General features: G+C 29.5%; 20 protein-coding genes and 1 pseudogene. All 21 read left to right on the top strand.

Going from position 1 to position 19280, the window contains the following annotated elements:
- Positions 1–59: 59 nt before the first annotated feature.
- Positions 60–362, top strand: a complete 303-nt coding sequence (locus tag Q0L65_RS04140) for an HNH endonuclease signature motif containing protein (RefSeq protein ID WP_296683790.1) — start codon at positions 60–62, stop codon at positions 360–362.
- A 3-nt stretch (positions 363–365) separates the two neighbouring features.
- Positions 366–1064 carry a hypothetical protein gene (locus Q0L65_RS04135; protein ID WP_296683789.1) on the top strand — a complete coding sequence of 233 codons (699 nt, stop codon included), beginning with the start codon at positions 366–368 and terminating at the stop codon, positions 1062–1064.
- Positions 1065–1074: 10 nt separating this feature from the next.
- Entirely contained in the window at positions 1075–2127 is a 1053-nt protein-coding gene (locus tag Q0L65_RS04130) for a hypothetical protein (RefSeq protein ID WP_296683787.1), read from the top strand.
- Between the two features lie 14 nt (positions 2128–2141).
- A complete protein-coding gene (locus Q0L65_RS04125) occupies positions 2142–4445 on the top strand; it encodes a tail fiber domain-containing protein (protein WP_296683784.1) in 2304 nt (767 codons plus the stop codon).
- 55 nt (positions 4446–4500) lie between these two features.
- Positions 4501–4818 carry a hypothetical protein gene (locus Q0L65_RS04120; protein ID WP_296636081.1) on the top strand — a complete coding sequence of 106 codons (318 nt, stop codon included), beginning with the start codon at positions 4501–4503 and terminating at the stop codon, positions 4816–4818.
- A 44-nt stretch (positions 4819–4862) separates the two neighbouring features.
- Positions 4863–5126, top strand: coding sequence for a hypothetical protein (locus Q0L65_RS04115; protein ID WP_296636075.1), 264 nt, complete (start codon positions 4863–4865; stop codon positions 5124–5126).
- On the top strand, positions 5126–5560 hold the full coding sequence (locus Q0L65_RS13985; RefSeq protein WP_366051276.1) for a phage holin family protein: 435 nt from the start codon (positions 5126–5128) through the stop codon (positions 5558–5560). The genes Q0L65_RS04115 and Q0L65_RS13985 overlap by 1 nt, the downstream gene beginning before the upstream one ends.
- Entirely contained in the window at positions 5557–6021 is a 465-nt protein-coding gene (locus Q0L65_RS04110; RefSeq protein WP_296636073.1) for a lysozyme, read from the top strand. The genes Q0L65_RS13985 and Q0L65_RS04110 overlap by 4 nt, the downstream gene beginning before the upstream one ends.
- Positions 6018–6500 (top strand): hypothetical protein, encoded by a 483-nt coding sequence (locus Q0L65_RS04105; RefSeq protein WP_296636071.1) that lies wholly within the window; start codon positions 6018–6020, stop codon positions 6498–6500. The genes Q0L65_RS04110 and Q0L65_RS04105 overlap by 4 nt, the downstream gene beginning before the upstream one ends.
- A 38-nt stretch (positions 6501–6538) precedes the next feature.
- Positions 6539–6820 (top strand): hypothetical protein, encoded by a 282-nt coding sequence (locus Q0L65_RS04100; RefSeq protein ID WP_296636068.1) that lies wholly within the window; start codon positions 6539–6541, stop codon positions 6818–6820.
- Positions 6821–6862: 42 nt separating this feature from the next.
- Positions 6863–7078: a hypothetical protein gene (locus Q0L65_RS04095; RefSeq protein WP_296636066.1), complete on the top strand. Its 216-nt coding sequence runs from the start codon at positions 6863–6865 to the stop codon at positions 7076–7078.
- Positions 7078–7653 (top strand): hypothetical protein, encoded by a 576-nt coding sequence (locus Q0L65_RS04090; RefSeq protein ID WP_296636064.1) that lies wholly within the window; start codon positions 7078–7080, stop codon positions 7651–7653. Before Q0L65_RS04095 ends, Q0L65_RS04090 begins: the two co-directional genes overlap by 1 nt.
- Positions 7650–7943 carry a hypothetical protein gene (locus Q0L65_RS04085; RefSeq protein WP_296636062.1) on the top strand — a complete coding sequence of 98 codons (294 nt, stop codon included), beginning with the start codon at positions 7650–7652 and terminating at the stop codon, positions 7941–7943. The genes Q0L65_RS04090 and Q0L65_RS04085 overlap by 4 nt, the downstream gene beginning before the upstream one ends.
- Positions 7894–10161, top strand: a complete 2268-nt coding sequence (locus Q0L65_RS04080) for a hypothetical protein (protein WP_296636059.1) — start codon at positions 7894–7896, stop codon at positions 10159–10161. Before Q0L65_RS04085 ends, Q0L65_RS04080 begins: the two co-directional genes overlap by 50 nt.
- A gap of 2 nt (positions 10162–10163) precedes the next feature.
- Positions 10164–12587, top strand: a complete 2424-nt coding sequence (locus Q0L65_RS04075; RefSeq protein ID WP_296636056.1) for a hypothetical protein — start codon at positions 10164–10166, stop codon at positions 12585–12587.
- 46 nt (positions 12588–12633) lie between these two features.
- Positions 12634–13722, top strand: a complete 1089-nt coding sequence (locus Q0L65_RS04070) for a hypothetical protein (RefSeq protein WP_296636053.1) — start codon at positions 12634–12636, stop codon at positions 13720–13722.
- Between the two features lie 22 nt (positions 13723–13744).
- Entirely contained in the window at positions 13745–15112 is a 1368-nt protein-coding gene (locus Q0L65_RS04065) for a hypothetical protein (RefSeq protein WP_296636051.1), read from the top strand.
- A gap of 194 nt (positions 15113–15306) precedes the next feature.
- The gene (locus Q0L65_RS04060; protein WP_296636048.1) at positions 15307–16083 is read left to right on the top strand and encodes a hypothetical protein; all 777 of its coding nucleotides are present in this window, start codon (positions 15307–15309) and stop codon (positions 16081–16083) included.
- Between the two features lie 93 nt (positions 16084–16176).
- Positions 16177–16872, top strand: coding sequence for a hypothetical protein (locus Q0L65_RS04055; RefSeq protein ID WP_296636046.1), 696 nt, complete (start codon positions 16177–16179; stop codon positions 16870–16872).
- 3 nt (positions 16873–16875) lie between these two features.
- Positions 16876–17739: a hypothetical protein gene (locus Q0L65_RS04050; protein ID WP_296636042.1), complete on the top strand. Its 864-nt coding sequence runs from the start codon at positions 16876–16878 to the stop codon at positions 17737–17739.
- Between the two features lies 1 nt (position 17740).
- Positions 17741–19280: pseudogene (locus Q0L65_RS04045) on the top strand (hypothetical protein); the annotation flags it as partial.

Genomic DNA, 19280 nt, shown 5'->3' with positions numbered 1-19280 from the left:
TCAGAGCATTCATTTAAAAATAAAGATGCTGCTATTATAGCTAAAAAAATAGGTAAATAATGGGATTAGGTAGAACTGCTAAATACTATAGAGAAAATCCAGAGGCTAGAAAAAAGCATCAGATTACATCTAAAAAATGGAATCAATCTGAAGATGGAAAGTCTTATAAAAAGGCGAAAAATTCCACTCCGTCAGAAAAAGCTAAACAAAAATCTAGAGTTGAAGCACGTTCTAAATTTAAAAACATACCAGAAGGATATGTTGTTGACCATAAAAAACCATTAGCAAAAGGAGGTAGCAACGATAAGTCAAACTTAAGAGTTGTTAGTGCTAAAGTCAACAATACGAAAAATAAAAAATAATAAATGGCTAGAATAAGCACTTACAATATAGACCAAGAGGTTACTATAAATGATAAATGGATAGGAACTGATTTTAGTGGTGGGGTAACAAAAAACTTTACACCTCAAAAAATAGCTAATTTCTTTAATGAATCTGGTTTATTAGGTATTGCTAATCAAATCACTTTTAAGTATTATAAAACATTTATAGGTAGCAGGCCAGAGGGATCTTTGACTACTTTACAACAAGATCCATTATTTTCTTCATTAACAAGTATAAAGGTTAGTCAGAAAAATAGCGGTTTGAAGTTTATAGTGAATATGTTAGATACATTTCTAAATGACACTATAATGATTTCTGATATGTCAGATCCAAATTCATTTGGTATATTTAAGTTAACAGCTATAGAGGAAGATTTAGACGATGAAGGTTTTTATTTTTTGTCTTTAGAATTTATAGATGGAAATGGCAATTTAGAAGATTTAAAAATATACGGATTTACATCTTTAGCATATGGAGAATCAAAGGATAAAAACTATATACATATACAAAGTTTAGCTTCTAATACATGGAATGTTACTCATGGATTAAATAAATATCCTTCTGTATCAATAATTGATTCTGGAAATAATTTAGTTGTTGGTGATATAAAGTATATATCTTTAAACGAAGTAAGACTAACTTTTAATTCTTCTTTCTCTGGAAAGGCATATTTTAACTAATTAACAAATAATGAAACACTTAAGCAATTTAGATTTAACTGGTAATGAGTTACAGAACGCTGTAATACAACCTCTTGGGACTCCTCCTTCTGGACCAAAAGAGGGTCAAATATATTTTGATTCCACAACTGGAGATAAAAAGTTGTATTTCTATAACGGTACTCAATGGGTTGCTATACAGGATACAGACAATTATGTTGATGAATTGGCATTCTCTACGGCTACTGGAACATTAACTTTAGGTAGAAGTGGTTCTTTATCTGATTTAACAGTTAGTTTAGATGGTAGATATTTAACAGCTCACCCATCAACTAATCCAGCTACATCTGTAGATAACTCTGGAAGAACATATATACAAGACATTACTCTAGATGCTTTTGGTCACATAATTGGAATTACATCAGCTACAGAAACAACAGAAGGCAAAACATATACTGTATCTGTAGGTGCTGGTGGAGCAAACTCTTCTACAATTGTTTTAACAGGTTCTGATTCATCTACGGATAGTGTTACAATATCTGGAACTAATAATGAGATACAAGTCACTGAAAGTGGTGATCAAATAAACATAGGGTTACCTGATGATGTAAACATTACTAATGATTTGACAGTAGGTGGTAATCTTACTGTTAATGGTAGTGTTACGACGGTAAATACAGAAACAATATTACTTGCAGACAATATTATAACACTTAATAGTAATGCAACCGGTACACCTACTGAAAACGCAGGAATAGAAATCGAACGAGGAGACTTAGCAAATGTATATATTAGATGGAACGAAACTACGGATAGATGGGAATTTACTAATGATGGTACTAATTATAATGTAATACCTGTTGGATCTGATTCGCACTATGCAACATACATAGGAGGAGCAACCTCAATAGATGTAACTCATAATTTAGGAACTAAAGATGTAAGAGTTGAATTGTACGATGTATCTACATCTGAAACAGTTTATTCAGATATCGTAAGAACTTCAACAAGTGTAGTTACAATTTCATTTACAACAGCCCCTTCTGCTGCATCAATAAGAGTATTGATAAGCAAAGTGGGTTAATAAAATAATTCAATATGAGCCAAAAAATAAAAACTTCCGTTGAGATAGACGGCTCGTTAAGTGCTTCACAAATACCTAATGCTACTGTAGATACTGATAAATTTTTAGTATCTGATGGTGGTGTTGTAAAACATAGAACTGGTACTCAATTAATTTCTGATTTAGGAATTACTTTAGATACAGCGACAAAATTACAGCACCAAGTAAAAGCAGGAGTTGCTATAAATAAAGGTCAGGCAGTTTATGTAACTGATGCAAATGGAACTGATATGGTTGTTGGGTTAGCTTCTAATAGTGCTGAAGCAACCTCATCTAAAACAATGGGATTACTTGATAATACAGTGTCAACTAATGGATTTGCTAATGTTATTACAGAAGGGTTACTTGCTGGATTAGATACTTCTACAGCCACAATTGGTAATCCAGTATGGTTAGGCACTAATGGGAATCTAATATATGGATTAGCTAATAAACCTTATGCTCCATCACACTTAGTATTTATTGGTATTGTAACAAGAGTTAATTCTAACAATGGAGAAATATTTGTTAAGGTACAAAATGGATTTGAACTTGATGAATTACATGATGTAGATTTACATACTACTACACCTATCAATGGGCATTTACTAGGGTATAATGGAACATTATGGGTAAACAAAACTATTGCAGGTTGGTTAGGATTTACTCCAGCTAATGATTCAAATGTAGTACACTTAACTGGAAATGAAACTATTTCAGGAAATAAAACATTTACGAATGTAATAGTTGGAAATAGTGGTTTTGATTCATTAAGTTCTTACCCAGTTAGACTATATAATTCAGGCAATACTCAATATTTTAATTTATTAACAAATTCTTCAAATAATTTAATTTTTAATTATGGTGGAGGTTCTACTTTATTTTCTTTAAGTGCTGCAGGAAATGGAACTTTTACAGGAACTATTACAGGAAATTCATTTTATAAATCAGGCGGTACATCTTCTCAATTTTTAAAAGCTGATGGTTCAGTTGATTCAAATACTTATGCTTTAAATTCTGGAGTTGTTCATACTACTGGAAATGAAAGTATTAGTGGAACAAAAACATTTAATGTTTCAACTGCTATTAGTGCAATAGAAATTGCAAATACTGGAGGTCGTGCCTTAAGAATTAATAACTCTGCTGGTTCATTATACGGTTTACTTATAAATAATGATACTGGAGTAACAACTTCTCCGATTACAATTCAAAAGAATGGTGTAAATGTTTTTCTTATTAACGATGCTGGTATCGCTTCTAATTCAAATGGTATTTTAGTAAGTGGAACAGGAACAACTAACTACATACCTAAATTTACTGGAGCTAATGCTTTAGGTAATAGTTTGATTTATGATAATGGTACAAACGTACTTTTAGGTTCAACAACTACTTTAGGATTAGGAAACGTTAATTTTTTAGTAAAACAAACTACTGCTTTAGATTATGAGGGTATTTCTGTTTTAGCATCTACAAATAATAATTTTATAGCATTAGCTCATACTGGTTCTATTGCAAGAATTTCATCAAATTATGGAAATTTAGGTTCTTATACTCCATTAGCTTTAACAACTGGCGGTATTGATAGAATGTATATTACTTCAAGTGGCAGCGTAGGTATAGGAACAACAAGTCCAAGTGTTAAATTAGACGTTGCAGGGGATATAAGAAACGTAAATTCAGATTTTTTGTCTTATAATTCTGCAAATAATACTTATTCAAGGTATGGTTTTAATTCTTATTATCCTTCTGGCGGTTTCAATATTACAAATGATGGTTCTTTTCCTTTGACTTTTGGAACAAATGCTACCGAACGTATGCGTATTACTTCAGGTGGTAACGTTTTAATTGGTACTACATCAGGAACTGGAAAAATGAGAATTGATGCCGATGGTTCAGTACAAGATATTTTGCAATTAAGAACCCTTTATGCTTCAACTGGTTCAAGACTTATAAGTTTTGTGAATTCTGGAGGTTCTGAAATTGGTTCTATTACGCAAAATACAGGTTCAACTGTTTCTTACAATGTTACTTCTGATTATAGATTAAAAGAAGATTTAAAACCTATTAACGGTATTGATTTAATATCTAAAATAAATATTTATGATTATAAATGGAAAGGATATAACGATAGGTCTTATGGAGTATTGGCTCACGAATTACAAGACATAGTCCCTTCAGTTGTTACTGGAGAAAAAGACGGTAAAAATATGCAACAAGTTGATTACTCTAAATTAGTACCTATTTTAGTACAAGCAATAAAAGAATTAAAATTGGAAATTGAAACTTTAAAAAATAAATAAAAATCCCATTTCGATATAGAATGCCCCACAATTGTATAACGAAAAAATATAAAAAATGATTACTTACAAATGGATTACAGACCCCTGCGAATGTATAATTGCTGAGGATGGAATGACTAAGATTATTCAAACAGTTCACTGGAGATTGATAGGTACTGATGAAAATAATATCTCAAGTGAACTATATGGAGCGCAGAGCTTTCCAAAACCATCTGAAGAAGGGTTTATTCCTTTTGAAGATCTAAATCAAGAGATTGTTTTAGGTTGGTTAGGTTCAGTTTTAGATATTTCAGCAATGGAGAAACAAATTGAAGAGGCTATTTATTTAATAAATAACCCTATAATGGTACAATTAAGTTTACTTAATAACTAAATTTTTACTACATTTGTAGTTCAAACCATAAATAAACAAAAATTATGAAATTAGATTTTAATTTTGATTTAAAAGATTTAGATGGAAAAGTAATTCCAAATGCTAATGTAGGAAAATTACTTGCAAATACATTAGTTGCTGAAACTAAAGGAGATGCTTTAAAGTACTGGGATTGGGCTACAAAGTTAAATAATGGTAAAGTATTAGATATTGATTTATCTGATGCTGAGGTATTAAAAAGTTTCATTAAACAACACGAAGGATTTACAGTTTTATTAAAAGCTCAAATTCTGCCTCTATTTAAGTAATGAAGTATTTGAATTACATATTTGCTTCATTAATTCTATTATTCGTACCTATCTACGGCTTATTAATAGCTGTAGGTAGTGCGATATTCTTAGATACCTTTACAGGTATTTTCAAATCAGTAAAATTAAATGGGTGGAAATCTATCAGAAGCCGACCACTATCCAATGTAATATCAAAAATGGCACTATACGAAATATGTATAGTTTTTTTGTTTCTAATTGATAAATTTGTCTTGAATGAATTTGTTAAACACGCATTTGGATTTGATTTTATGTTTACTAAAATATGCGCAATTCTTCTTATCTTTACAGAGTTAGTATCAATAAAGGAAAACATAGAGGAATCTTATAAAATAGATGTATGGAGTTTATTGAAATCAACATTTAATAGAGCAAAAGAAATTAAATCTGATATAAACGAAATAACGCAATGAGATTAAACGATAAAGGAGTAAATTTAATAGCTGAATTTGAAGGATTTAGTGACAGACCTTATTATGCTACTAAAGATGAAAAAGAAAAAGGTATAGCAACAATTGGTTTTGGAATGACATTTTATCCAAATGGAAAAAAAGTTTCTATAGATGATAAAAAAATAACGAGAGATACAGCTATAACTTATTTAGAACAATTAGCAGATAAATTTTCTTTAAAAGTATCTAAGTTAATAAGAAAAGAATTAAGCACTAATCAATTTAATGCATTAGTTAGTTTAGCATATAATATAGGAATACATCAATTTGAAACTTCAACTATATTAAAACTTGTTAATATAAATCCTAATGATGCTAACATAGCAAAACAATTTTTAAGATGGAATAAACAAGATGGAAAAGTTATTGATGGTTTAACTAATAGAAGAATAAAAGAATCTGCTTTATATTTTACAAAATGATAAATAAAATAATTGGAATATTAATATTAACAGCATTACTTTCTTGTGGAGCTAGAAAAGTTGATTTTTCAAAATCTTCTTCAAATACAAAAACAGATAGCAGTATTGTAATTAAAACAGATGGTACGTATGTTAAAGATAATAATGTATTTGTAAATGAATCAATTGACGAGATAGAATATACACCTATTAATAGTTTAAAACCTATGGAGGTTTGCGGTAAAACGTTTAAAAATGTTATAATAAAAAGTAAAAAGATTAAAAAAACAAGTGTAGATAAAACAAAAAGTACAACTAAAATTTCTTCTGTAAAAAAGTTAAATGTAAAAAGAGAAGATAAAAAAGATTCTTTTGATAAACATATAAAAAAAGAAACTAATTATTGGATGTATCTTTGGTTTTTAATACCAATTGTAATTATATGGTTATTAGAAAAATACGGAAAAATTATATTTCCATTTTTAAATTACTTTAAATAAAATAATTATATTTGCACAATAAATTAAATTAAATCAAAATGACAAAAGAAAGAAAAATCATTGATATGGTTGAAAACCGTATCACAGAACATCAATTATCTAAGATTCAAGGTTTTGAAGAAAATCTAGAAAAAGGAAAAAATTTTTTTGGTGGACTATCACTTCAATATGAATTTCAAAAATCATCTTTGCTTTCTCAAATAGCTAAAATAGATGAAGAGTATTCTAAATTCAGAGCAGATTTAAAAGATCAGTATGGAGAAATAGATATTGATGTATCTACTGGAGTTTACACTCATAAGGAAACTAAAGGAGAATAAAAAATAAGCCATCTTAACAGGTGGCTTTTAAAATTTAATAAAATGCAAGAAATAAGAAAAGTCAGCATAGGAAATGACTACAAAAACTCTATGCATTATGTAGTTGGTCAATCAATATTTGGAGACTATGTAATACACGCAATACAAAAAATAGAAGATGGTATTGTTATATGGATTGAAAAAAACAAAGAGATTCTTTGTTGGAAGCAAATAAATAACAACACACCAATGGTATTAGAATTTAATATTAATTTCTAATGAAAGCGCCATATAATTTTATAATATCTCCAGTAGGAGAACAATACTCTAATACAAAAAATATTGGAGGTGTAGAGTTTACTTTTAACACATCTCTTGATTTAGCTAAGTATGTTAATAGAGTTGCTGTAGTAATTGAATTACCAACATTTTACAAAGGAGATATAAGCGTAGGTGATATTGTTGTTATTCATCATAACATATTTAGAACATATCACGATATGAAAGGAAGACAAACTAAATCTCCAGAATTCTTTAGAGATGAATTATACATAGTTGATCCTAATAGGATATATCTTTATAAATCCAATGGAGTATGGAAGTCTCATTTAAACTATTGTTTTGTAAGACCAATTGCAAAAATACAAGATCAATTATTGAATTCTGTAGAAAAAGAAGAGAAGCATATTGGCGTTATTGTATATCCAAGTAAACATCAAGAAGAAAATTTAAAATTAAAAAGTGGTAGTCTTGTTGCATTTACAAAAAATAGTGAATATGAGTTTGAAATAGATGGTGAAAAAATTTATAGAATGTATGATAGAGATGTTGTAATAGAATTAAGTGAATTATGAAACACGATCACGCACAATTAAAAGAAATGATTATAGAGGCAGCTTATAAGTCTGTTATAGAACTTATAAAGGTTCTTGCTGATGAAATCATATCTGATGATACATTAGATGATATATCTGCTGATAAGATGAGGAATGCTGTTTTAGCAAAGAAAACTGCTTTAGATGATGCATTTTATATTTTATCAAAGATAGAGACTGAAAAAAATATGCTTGAAGGTAATCAAAAAGAAGAGGTAGATGAAGTCAAATTCCAATCATTCGCAGAAAAAAGAAGTAAAGGAAGATAATAGTCTATTTAGGATAATAGATAAAATAGATTCTAAAGATATAGATAGATTAAACAAAAAAAAATCATGGAATTACGGATACAATCCAGAATTTGATGTTGTTGTTATATCTAAAGATGGTACTATTGGAGAAGTTTATGAGATACAAGGATTACATGTAGCACTCCCATCTACACCAAAAAATATATATAAGAGGGATAGAAAAAAAGAGGAGCAATATTGGGAATCATTTGAATATCCTAAAGAGTTACAAAAAATAAACTCTGTATTCCAATGGAATGAATATCCTAATGAATTTAAAAATAAATACGTAGCTTACATAGAGGGTGAATTCGACAGAAGAGAAGAAGGTTTCTGGTTTTATAACAATGGAATCCCTACTTATATAAGTGGTACTCATTACATGTATTTGCAGTGGACAAAAATAGATGTTGGACATGCTGAATTTAGAGAGGCAAATAGAGTATTCTTTTTATTTTGGGAAGCATGTATAGCAGATGAAAGAAGTTATGGGATGTGTTATTTAAAAAATAGACGTTCTGGTTTTTCATTTATGTCATCTGCTGAATTAGTAAACACAGCTACACTTGCAAGAGATAGTCGTTTAGGTATATTGTCAAAAACTGGTAATGATGCTAAAAAGATGTTTACAGATAAAGTAGTTCCTATATCTGGTAATTACCCATTCTTTTTTAAACCAATTATGGATGGTATGGACAAGCCTAAGACTGAATTAGCTTATCGTGTACCAGCATCTAAAATAACAAAAAATAATATGTCATCTTTAAAGGATGATGTTGATGGATTAGATACTACTATTGACTGGAAAAATACAGCTGACAATAGTTATGATGGGGAAAAATTACTTAGACTTGTACATGACGAAAGTGGAAAATGGGAAGTTCCTAACAATATTCTTAATAATTGGAGGGTAACTAAAACATGTTTGCGTTTAGGTAGAAGAATCATAGGGAAATGTATGATGGGTTCTACATCAAATTCAATAGCAAAAGGTGGTGGAAATTACAAATCTTTATATAACGATTCAGATGTTAAAAAAAGAAATGCAAATGGACAAACACTTAGTGGATTATACGCTTTGTTTATCCCTATGGAATGGAATTTTGAAGGTTATATAGATGTATATGGTCATCCAGTATTTAGAACGCCTGATAAGCCAATTAGAGACATTCAGGGAGGTTTTATTTATACAGGTGTTATAGATTACTGGGAGAACGAAGTTAGTGCCTTAAAAAGCAATTCTGACGCTTTAAATGAATTCTATAGACAATTTCCCAGAACAGAGAGTCACGCATTTAGAGATGAGGCTAAAAATTCACTATATGATTTAGCTAAAATATATGAGCAAATAGATTATAATGATGGATTAGAAATAAATCAAGTTGTAAATACTGGTAAGTTTGCTTGGAAGAATGGAGTTAAAGATACAGAAGTTGTTTGGATTCCTAGTAGGGATGGTAATTTTAAGGTTACTTGGTTTCCAAATAAAGATATGATTAACAAAATAGAGATAAAAAACGGTAAGAAATATCCAGGAAATGTACATGTTGGTGCATTTGGATGTGATACGTATGATATATCTGGTGTTGTAGGTGGTGGTGGTTCAAAAGGGTCTTTACATGGACTTACAAAGTTTAATATGGATGATGCTCCAAGTAACTTTTTCTTTTTAGAATATATAGCAAGACCAAGAACATCTGAGGAGTTTTATGAAGATTGCTTAATGGCTTGTGTTTTTTATGGTATGCCAATACTTATAGAGAATAATAAAGTTGGTCAATTAAGATATTTTTATAATAGAGGATATACTGGTTTTTGTTTAAGAAGACCAGATAAACACAAAAATGATTTAAGTAGTTCTGAGAAAGAATTGGGAGGAATACCTTCATCTACTCAAGTAATTGAATTACACGCAAATGCATTAGAAGCCTATATAGATCAGTATGTAGGAATAGATTATAGTGGTCAGTTTAGAGAAGCTGGAAAAATGGGTAGTATGTTTTTCAATAGAACTTTACTTGATTGGGCTAATTATGATATAACTAATAGAACTAAATTTGATGCTACTATTAGTAGTGGTTTTGCTATAATGGCTAATCAAACGTATGTATCTAAACCCATTAGAGATAATAAAAAAATAATGTTTAATTTTGCAAGATATTCCAATAAAGGATTACAAAGCGAATTACTAAAATAAATATGAGTCAAGAATTTTCAGTACCTAATGTATATTTTCCAGACCAATTAGCTGACGATGCTACTAAATTAAGCGAAGAATACGGTAGAAGCGTAGGACATGCAATTCAAGGAGAATGGTTTAGAAAAACTTCTTTAAATGGTTCTAGGTTTTATACCAATAGAGATCATTTTCATAAATTAAGATTATACGCAAGAGGAGAACAACCAGTTCAAAAGTATAAAAAAGAAATGAGTGTCAATGGAGACATATCATATTTAAACTTAGACTGGACTCCAGTACCTATTATTCCTAAATTTGTTGACATCGTTGTTAATGGAATGTCTAATAGATTATTTGAAATTAGAGCAGATGCTATAGATAGTATATCTTCAGATAAAAAAACTAGATATAAGTTTGAGCTTGAAAAAGCAATGGTTGCTAAACCTATTTTGCAAGATGCTAAGAATTTATTTGGAATGGATTTATTTCCAATACCAGAAGATGAAATGCCTCAAAACAAACAGGAGTTAGATCTTCACATGGAATTCTATAAAGACGAGATAGAAATAGCTGAGGAAAAATCTATAGAGAATGTACTTAAAATTAATAATTACGAATTAACAAAAAGAAGATTAGACGAAGACGCTACTGTATTGGGTGTATCTGCTGCTAAACATTCTTTCGATACTCATAATGGTATTAAAATTGAATATTGTGATCCAGCTAATATGGTTTGGTCTCCAACAGAAGACCCTACATTTCAAGACTGTTATTATTACGGAGAAGTTAAAAATGTAAATATTACAGAATTAAAAAAAATAAATCCAAGTTTATCACAAAAAGATATAAAAGAAATATCAAAATTGGCATCTAAATGGGATGCTTATCAAAATATACAAGGTGGTAATACTCTTGGTGGAAACCTAAATAATAATAGTGCTACATTATTGTTCTTTGCTTTTAAAACAGATATGAATATTGTTTATAAAAAGAAAAAGAATATTAATGGTGGTGATAAAGTAATTAAAAGAGATGATTCTTTTAAATCACCTAAAACAGAAGATGCTCAATTTGAAAAAATATCTAAAAGAATAGATGTTTGGTTTGAAGGAGTATTAGTATTAGGTACTAATTATATATTAAAATGGGAGGTAATGAAGAATATGGTTAGACCTAAATCTTCTATATCTAAAGTATACCCTCCTTATGTGGTATCAGCACCTAGAATGTATAGAGGTTCAATTGATTCTTTAGTTAAAAGAATGATTCCTTTTGCAGATCAAATACAATTAACACATTTAAAATTACAACAAGTAATATCAAGTATGAAACCAGATGGTGTGTATATTGATATTGATGGTTTAAGTTCTATAAATTTAGGTAATGGTAATTCTTATACTCCAGAGGAAGCTTTAAATTTATATTTCCAAACAGGTAGTGTAGTAGGTAGAAGTTTTACTGAAGATGGGGAATTTAACAATGGTAAAATACCAGTTCAAGAATTAACAGCTTCTGGGGCAAATGCTAAAATACAATCATTAGTTAACATGTATAATCAATATCTAGGTATGATTAGGTCTGTAACTGGATTAAATGAAGCTAGAGACGGTAGTATGCCAGACGAAAATAGTTTAGTTGGTATTCAAAAATTAGCAGCTTTAAATTCAAATACAGCTACAAAACATGTACTACAAAGTGGTTTATTCATGACTAAAAGAATAGCTGAATGTATTTGTTATAGAATGTCTGATGTGTTAGAATACTCTGATATTAAAGAAGATTTTGCTACAATGATTGGAAGTGGTTCTATAGATGTTTTAAATAATATAAAAGAATTACATTTATATAATTTTGGAATATTTATTGATTTATTACCAGATGAGGAAGAAACTCAAATGTTAAATCAAAATATACAAGCTGCTTTAGCTTCTGGTAAAATTGAAATTGATGATGCGATAGATATTAGAAATGTAAAAAACATTAAAATAGCTTCTCAATTATTAAAACTTAAAAAGAAAAGAAAAGAAGAGAGAGACCAAGAATTACAAAAGAAAAATTATGATTCTCAAGCTGCTTCACAAGCTCAATTAGCACAAGCTACATCTCAAGCAAAAATGCAAGTAACTCAAACAGAATTTCAAACTGAATCTGAGTTAGAAAAAATGAAACATGAGATGGATAAAGAAAAAATGCAACTTGATTTTGAATACAAATCACAACTACTTCAAATGGAACTTGGTTTTAAAGGAGATTCTAAACAACAAGATTTAGAGATATTAAAACAAAGAGAACAGGATAGAGAAGATAGAAAAGATAAAAGAACAAAAATTCAAGCATCTCAACAATCTAAACTAATTAATCAAAGAGATCAAAAAGGAAGTCCTATTGATTTTGGTCAAGATGAGGATACTAGCGAGTTTGATGATCTATTCAAAATGGAATAAAAATTATCCATAACTTTGCAAAAAATTTAATTTAATATTTAATATAATGGAAGGATTTACTTTTAAAGTCTTAGATGACGATAGTGAAGTACAAAACAACGTAGATGAAACAATTGTAGATGATACGATTGTAATTGACAATTCAGATAACACTACTATAGGTGATACTGTAGAGCAAGAATCAGAAGTTGATGATACGTTAACAGATAATACTCAGCCTCAAGATATTGATGATGCAAGAGTATTAAGTTATTTAAAAGAAAGGTATCAAAAAGAATACGATTCTTTAGATGAAGTTCTTACACAAAAAGAAAAAGCTGAGTTACCAGAAGATGTAAGGAAACTTATGGAGTTTGGTGTTGACAATTACCTTAAAATAAATAAGGATTGGAACTCAGAGAGTGACGTTAATGTTCTTAAAGAATATTACAAACAAACAAAACCTCATCTTGACGATGAAGATATTGATTATTTATTAGAAGAAGAGTATTCTTTTGATGAAGATATTGATGACGAAAGAGATATTAAAAAGAAAAAGGTTGCGTTAAAAGAAGAATTGTTTAGAGCTAAAGGCTATTTGAATGATTTGAAGGAACAATATAAAGTTGATTTAGGGTCTAATTCAGCTGAAGTTACTGATGATTATAAAAAAGCTTTTAATTTCTATCAAGAATATACCGAGACTTCAAAAAAAGAAGCTGAGATTGCTCAAAAAAGGTCAGAGGTATTTTTAGATAAAACCAATAGATTATTTAATAGTGAATTCAAAGGTTTTGAATTTAATCTAGGAGATAAGAAACAGGTTTTTAAACCTAGTGATGTACTAGAAACTAAAAATGCTCAATCTGATATTGGTAATGTTATTTCAAATCATTTGGATTCAAATGGTTTCTTAAAAGATGAACACCAGTATCATAAGGCTTTGGCTATGTTTAGAGACCCTGATGGTTTTGCAAAGTTCTTTTATGAACAAGGAAAATCAGATGCTACTAACACTGTTATTAAAGACGCTAAAAATATTAGTATGTCTATAAGAGATAACAAAGATGTAACAGAAAAAGGAGATGCTCCTAAAATGAGAGTAATTGCAAGTGATGATTATGAAGGTGGTGTTAAAATTAGAAAAAGAAAATAATAATTAAACACAAACACAAAACATGGCTCAAGCTGTAAATTTTTCAACTAATGCTATTACTGGTGGTGCTCAATTGACTCCAGCTCCAGTTAAAGCAACATTATCTACTAACTACGTAGGTACATTTGACTTTTTGTCACATGAATTACCAGACCTTTACGAAAAAGAATTCGAGAGATTTGGTAATCGTTCTATCGCATCTTTCTTACGTTTAGTAGGTGCTGAAATGCCTTCTACTTCTGATTTAATCAAATGGAGTGAGCAAGGTCGTCTTCACGTATTTGGAACTGCTACTAAAGCAACTTCATCTACTATTACTTTCACAGCGGCTCACAATGTACGTTTGAATCAAACTGTTGTTATTAATGATACTTCTAACGGAGTTACTATTAAAGCATTAGTTACTGGTATCGATGTAGATGGTGTTACTGTTACTGTTGCTCCTTATAGCGCTGCTAACTTAGCTGCTTTAAGTACTACTGCTAGTGCTTTAAAAGTATTCGTTTACGGTTCTGAATTCAAAAAAGGAACTAACGGTATGTCTGGTTCTTTGGAAGCTAAATCTGATATCTTAGAAACTAACCCAATTATCATCAAAGATAAGTACGAGGTTAATGGTTCTGATATGGCTCAAGTTGGTTGGATTGAAGTTACAACTGAAAATGGTGCATCTGGATACCTTTGGTATTTGAAATCAGAGCACGAAACTCGTTTACGTTTTGAAGATTACCTAGAAATGTCTATGGTAGAAGGCGAACCTGCTGCTGTTGGTTCAGCTGTTGCTGCTGCTGGATATAAAGGTACTAAAGGTCTTTTCTACGAAATCGCTAATAGAGGTAACGTTGGAACTGGTGCTATCACTGAAAGAGCTGACTTAGAAAACATTATCAAAGTGTTGGATAAAGAAGGTGCTATTCAAGAAAACGTATTGTTCGTAAACAGAAAAACATCTTTCGAGATTGATACTGTATTGGCTGCTCAAAATAACTTCGGTTCAAGTGGAGCTTCTTACGGTTTGTTCGACAATGAGCAAGACATGGCATTGAATCTTGGTTTTAAAGGATTTAACTTAGGTTATGATTTCTACAAAACTGATTGGAAATACTTAAACGATGCTACAACTAGAGGTTCTATCTCTGACATCGATGGTGTATTAGTTCCTGCTGGAACATTGACAGTTTACGACCAAGTTCTTGGTAAAAATGCTAAACGTCCATTCTTACACACACGTTATAGAAAATCTGAAACAGAAGATAGAAAATATAAATCATGGATCGTTGGATCTGCTGGTGGTGCTTCTAACTCTGAATTAGATGCGATGCAAGTTAACTTCTTATCTGAAAGAGCTTTGGTTGTTTTAGGTGCTAACAACTTTATGTTGTTAAAATAGTAGTTAATAAGTTTCTTATTAATATCATTAAAGGTAGACTTCGGTTTACCTTTTTTGTTTTATATTTGCATAGTAAATTTTTAATTTCTCTCATTTTTTTTAACCACTAATTTCTTTTTTAAGTTTTTAGTGGTTTTTTTATGTTAAAAAATTAATTTGTAATTTTGCGTCTTTAATTTTAATATAATTTAATCATGGCAAGACCAATTAAAAAAGAAGCTATTGCTTCTAAAAAAGAATTTGAATTTAAGGATAGAGTTTATCTTTTAAAAGGAAATTCAACACCAATTTCTTATATGCTTCGTTCTAAGCATTCTGCAAACAAACCACTTCTTTATTTTGACCAAGAGTTTAAAGTAAATCGCGCATTAAGATGGAGTGATAATCAAACATCTCCTTTCATTGATGAACAAGATGGATATGCTATAGCTACCCCTATTATTTTTGAGAATGGTTCTTTATATGTAAAGAAAGAACAAGTAGAATTACAAAAGTTTTTATCTATTTATCATCCAGATAATAATAATGCTTATTACGAGTTTGATGCTGAAGAAAAAGCTTCTGAAGAGTATGATGAATTAACTGCTAAGTTAGATGCTCAAAATACAGTTAGAGAAATGCCTATTGAAGACTTAGAAGCTATTGCTAGAGTTTTATTAAAAGGTAAGGTAGAATTAATGACTTCTTCTGAATTAAGAAGAGATATGTTAATTTTCGCTAGTAAAAATCCACAAGAATTTACTTCTTTAGTAAATGATGATTCTATCAAGTTTAGAAACATTGCTATTAGAGCTGTACAAATGGATATTATCAATGTAAGTTCTGATGGAAGAACTGTTAATTGGAGTGGTAAAGATGGTGGTAGAATTATAACTGTACCATTTGGAGAAAATGCGTATTCTGCATTAGCAGCATTCTTTTTAACTGACCAAGGAATGGATGTATTATCTGATATTTCAAATAAATTGTAAGTATAACGCCCCCATATAGTTGTTTGACTATATGTAAAGCACTCTCGAAAGGGGGTGCTTTTTTTTTATTAACTTTGCACAAAATAACTAATTATGATGATTAACGATGTAAGAAACATGGTTGACTTTGTTTTAAACAAAGAAAGCCGTGGGTATATAACTCCCTTGCAATTTAACACGTTTGCTAAACAAGCGCAACAAGAAATTGTTGATGATTACTTTTATGATTATAATAAAGCTATCGTAGGAAGAAACTCTAGGATTAGTTATAAAGATATTTTAAAGAAGACTAAAGAAAACATGGATGTATTTATAGTACCTCCAACTAATTTAACATATAATAATACAACTGGTCTTTTTGTTTCTCCATCAGATTTATATACTACTATAAGTCTAACATATAACGGTAGCGAAATAGAAGAACTACAAAGAGATAAATTAAGTTATTTTTTAACTAATTCCGTTGCTGGTCCAAGTGTATTTTATCCTGGTTATGTTAAATACGATGAGAATTATAAGGTATTCCCTGAGACAATAATAAGTAATGTAAAAGTAGTTTACTTTAGAAATCCTAAAGACCCTAATTGGACTTATGAAATGATAGGAGGTAATGCAATATTTAATCCATCTAAACAAGGATTTCAAGATTTAGAAATAGGTTATGATGATAAGTTTGAAATAATAGCTAAAATATTAAAATATGCTGGTCTCAATATTAGAGAGACTGAAATAGTTCAAGCAGCAGTAGCATTTGAAAACCAAGATCACGCAGACCAAAAAAGCCAATAACACATGACAGATTTTGAATACTATGAAAATAGTGGTGTATCACCAAAAGATGATAATTGGGGTAATTACCAATACGTATTATTAAAGGATATTATAAATAACTTTTATATGATGTATGTTGGTGATGATAAAGTCATAAATGACTGCAAAAGATATGAAGTTATATTTCATGCAAAAAGAGGTTTGCAAGAATTAAACTATGACGTAGCTAAAGAAATAAAAGCTTTAGAGTTAGATTTACCAGATAATTTACAATTACCAATACCAAAAGATTATGTTAATTACGTAAGAATTAGTTGGGTTGATGAAGATGGTAAGTTTAGACCTATAATGCAAAATAATCAATCTGGTATTGTAACTGCATATTTACAAGATAATCAGTACAATATACTTTTTGATAATAATGGAGAAGCATTAGAAGGTACTTCTACAACAGAAATTAATAGTAAGAATCCAAAATCAACTAGTTTAAATGATGATGGTTCTGCATATCAATATGGAAGTAGATTTGGTATTGATGGTAAAACAGCTAATCAAAACGGAACTTTTATTATAAATAAAAATTTAGGAGTTATGAGATTTAGCTCTGATTTAATTGGTAGAACAATAGTTATAGAATATGTTTCTGATGGATTATCTGATTTATCTGAAAATGAAACTAAAGTAAATAAATTAGCAGAGAAGTTTTTATATCATTTTATAAAATATGAGATATTAACTAATAAATTTGGTATTCAAGAATATATAGTTCAAAGAGCTAAAACAGAATTTAGAGCAATTAGAAACAACACAAAGATTAGGATGATGGGTGTTCGTTATGACGAAATACTACAATCTATGAGAGGTGGAAGTAACTGGATAAAATAATATGGAGTTAAAAGAAACTTTTGTTGGAGGGTTAATGAACAAGGATTTTGATCCTCGTTTAATACCTGATGGGGAGTATATTGACGCTGAAAATGTACTAGTTGACAATTCAGAGGGCTCTAGTATAGGTTTAGTTCAGAAATCAAATGGACTAGACAAATTAACAAATATAAATTTACCTTCTGATGCAGAAACGATAGGTACAGCTACAGACGAAGGAAATGAATGTCTGTATTGGTTTGTAACATCTTCTACTGGTAATTTCATATATGAATACAATGTTTTAGATAATGAATCGCTTAGTGTGGTTTTATCAGATACAAGAACTGGTTCAAATAATGTTTTAAACTTTGATAAAAAACATAAAATAACTGGAGCAAACGTTGTGTATAATTCCTTTAATAAAGAAAAACTATTAATATGGACTGACGATTTAAACTCTATACGCTGTATAAACGTAAATAGAGCCAAATCCTACACGATAAATGGTTTTACAAGTAAAGATATATCTTTATACAAAAAGTCTCCTTATGAGGCTCCTAAATGCAATCCTACTAATTTTGGTGACGGAACTGAAAATAACATAAAAGAAAGGTTTTTATCTTTTGGATATAGATATAAATATTTAGATGGGGAGTATAGTGCTACATCTGCATTTACAAACCCTCAATTCTATCCTTCAGATTTTTCTTTTAATTTTGCTACTCAAGAAAATAATGGTATGATTAACTCGTTTAATGCGGTTAACATAAAATTTAATACTGGAGATAAAAATGTAACTGATATTCAATTGCTTTTCAAAGAAAGTAATAGTAATACAATTTATGTAATAGAAAATTTTAATAAAAATAAAGAAGGGTATGGAAATGACTCTAAAAAATCATTTTTATTCTCAAATAATAAAATATATTCTATACTACCAGAAGATGAGGTTAATAGATTATATGATAATATTCCTTTAAAAGCAAAATCACAGGAATTTATAGGTAACAGATTATTGTTTGGAAATTACGTAGAGGGAAGAGATTTAGTTGATGGTGATGGAAATGAAATACATATAGATTTTATAACTTCATTTACATCAGAGGACTTAAATAAGAACGCATTAAACTTTACATTATCAAGCGCTACATCTTCAAATAACGTTTTAAATATAGAACTCAATAAAAAAGATTTAATACAAGGAAATATAATAAACATATCTTTTAGAGCTAGTAGTGATACCCCTTATTTTGGAAATTATTCAGCTGATTTATCATATTATTTAGAAAAAAGTTATAATACGGCTTATGAATTATCTGTTTCTACTGAATTTTTAAAATTTTTAAATGTAGTTGCTAATAATAACTTTAAAAATTATGATTTAAGTAATGTAGAGCCATCTAATGATGTTGCTGATTATTCTGATAAATATAAACCATTTACAATAATACCAGCTACATCTTCAAATGTTTTAAGAATAAAAATACCATATATACATCATCAAATAGATTCTACTCCAAGCAATCCAGATGATTCTGTTTATACATATCAAGATGAAT

Source organism: Flavobacterium sp., from assembly GCF_024642105.1.
In the GTDB taxonomy this organism is placed as follows: Bacteria; Bacteroidota; Bacteroidia; order Flavobacteriales; family Flavobacteriaceae; genus Flavobacterium.
This window is presented reverse-complemented; position numbering and strand designations above follow the sequence as displayed.

Coding starts and splice junctions, on each gene's coding strand:
- Q0L65_RS04075 (WP_296636056.1), top strand. CDS start 10,164: ATGAGTCAAGAATTTTCAGTACCTAATGTATATTTTCCAGACCAATTA.
- Q0L65_RS04080 (WP_296636059.1), top strand. CDS start 7,894: ATGAAGTCAAATTCCAATCATTCGCAGAAAAAAGAAGTAAAGGAAGAT.
- Q0L65_RS13985 (WP_366051276.1), top strand. CDS start 5,126: ATGAAGTATTTGAATTACATATTTGCTTCATTAATTCTATTATTCGTA.
- Q0L65_RS04050 (WP_296636042.1), top strand. CDS start 16,876: ATGACAGATTTTGAATACTATGAAAATAGTGGTGTATCACCAAAAGAT.
- Q0L65_RS04060 (WP_296636048.1), top strand. CDS start 15,307: ATGGCAAGACCAATTAAAAAAGAAGCTATTGCTTCTAAAAAAGAATTT.
- Q0L65_RS04120 (WP_296636081.1), top strand. CDS start 4,501: ATGATTACTTACAAATGGATTACAGACCCCTGCGAATGTATAATTGCT.
- Q0L65_RS04140 (WP_296683790.1), top strand. CDS start 60: ATGGGATTAGGTAGAACTGCTAAATACTATAGAGAAAATCCAGAGGCT.
- Q0L65_RS04105 (WP_296636071.1), top strand. CDS start 6,018: ATGATAAATAAAATAATTGGAATATTAATATTAACAGCATTACTTTCT.
- Q0L65_RS04130 (WP_296683787.1), top strand. CDS start 1,075: ATGAAACACTTAAGCAATTTAGATTTAACTGGTAATGAGTTACAGAAC.
- Q0L65_RS04065 (WP_296636051.1), top strand. CDS start 13,745: ATGGCTCAAGCTGTAAATTTTTCAACTAATGCTATTACTGGTGGTGCT.
- Q0L65_RS04110 (WP_296636073.1), top strand. CDS start 5,557: ATGAGATTAAACGATAAAGGAGTAAATTTAATAGCTGAATTTGAAGGA.
- Q0L65_RS04125 (WP_296683784.1), top strand. CDS start 2,142: ATGAGCCAAAAAATAAAAACTTCCGTTGAGATAGACGGCTCGTTAAGT.
- Q0L65_RS04090 (WP_296636064.1), top strand. CDS start 7,078: ATGAAAGCGCCATATAATTTTATAATATCTCCAGTAGGAGAACAATAC.
- Q0L65_RS04115 (WP_296636075.1), top strand. CDS start 4,863: ATGAAATTAGATTTTAATTTTGATTTAAAAGATTTAGATGGAAAAGTA.
- Q0L65_RS04100 (WP_296636068.1), top strand. CDS start 6,539: ATGACAAAAGAAAGAAAAATCATTGATATGGTTGAAAACCGTATCACA.
- Q0L65_RS04070 (WP_296636053.1), top strand. CDS start 12,634: ATGGAAGGATTTACTTTTAAAGTCTTAGATGACGATAGTGAAGTACAA.
- Q0L65_RS04055 (WP_296636046.1), top strand. CDS start 16,177: ATGATGATTAACGATGTAAGAAACATGGTTGACTTTGTTTTAAACAAA.
- Q0L65_RS04085 (WP_296636062.1), top strand. CDS start 7,650: ATGAAACACGATCACGCACAATTAAAAGAAATGATTATAGAGGCAGCT.
- Q0L65_RS04095 (WP_296636066.1), top strand. CDS start 6,863: ATGCAAGAAATAAGAAAAGTCAGCATAGGAAATGACTACAAAAACTCT.
- Q0L65_RS04135 (WP_296683789.1), top strand. CDS start 366: ATGGCTAGAATAAGCACTTACAATATAGACCAAGAGGTTACTATAAAT.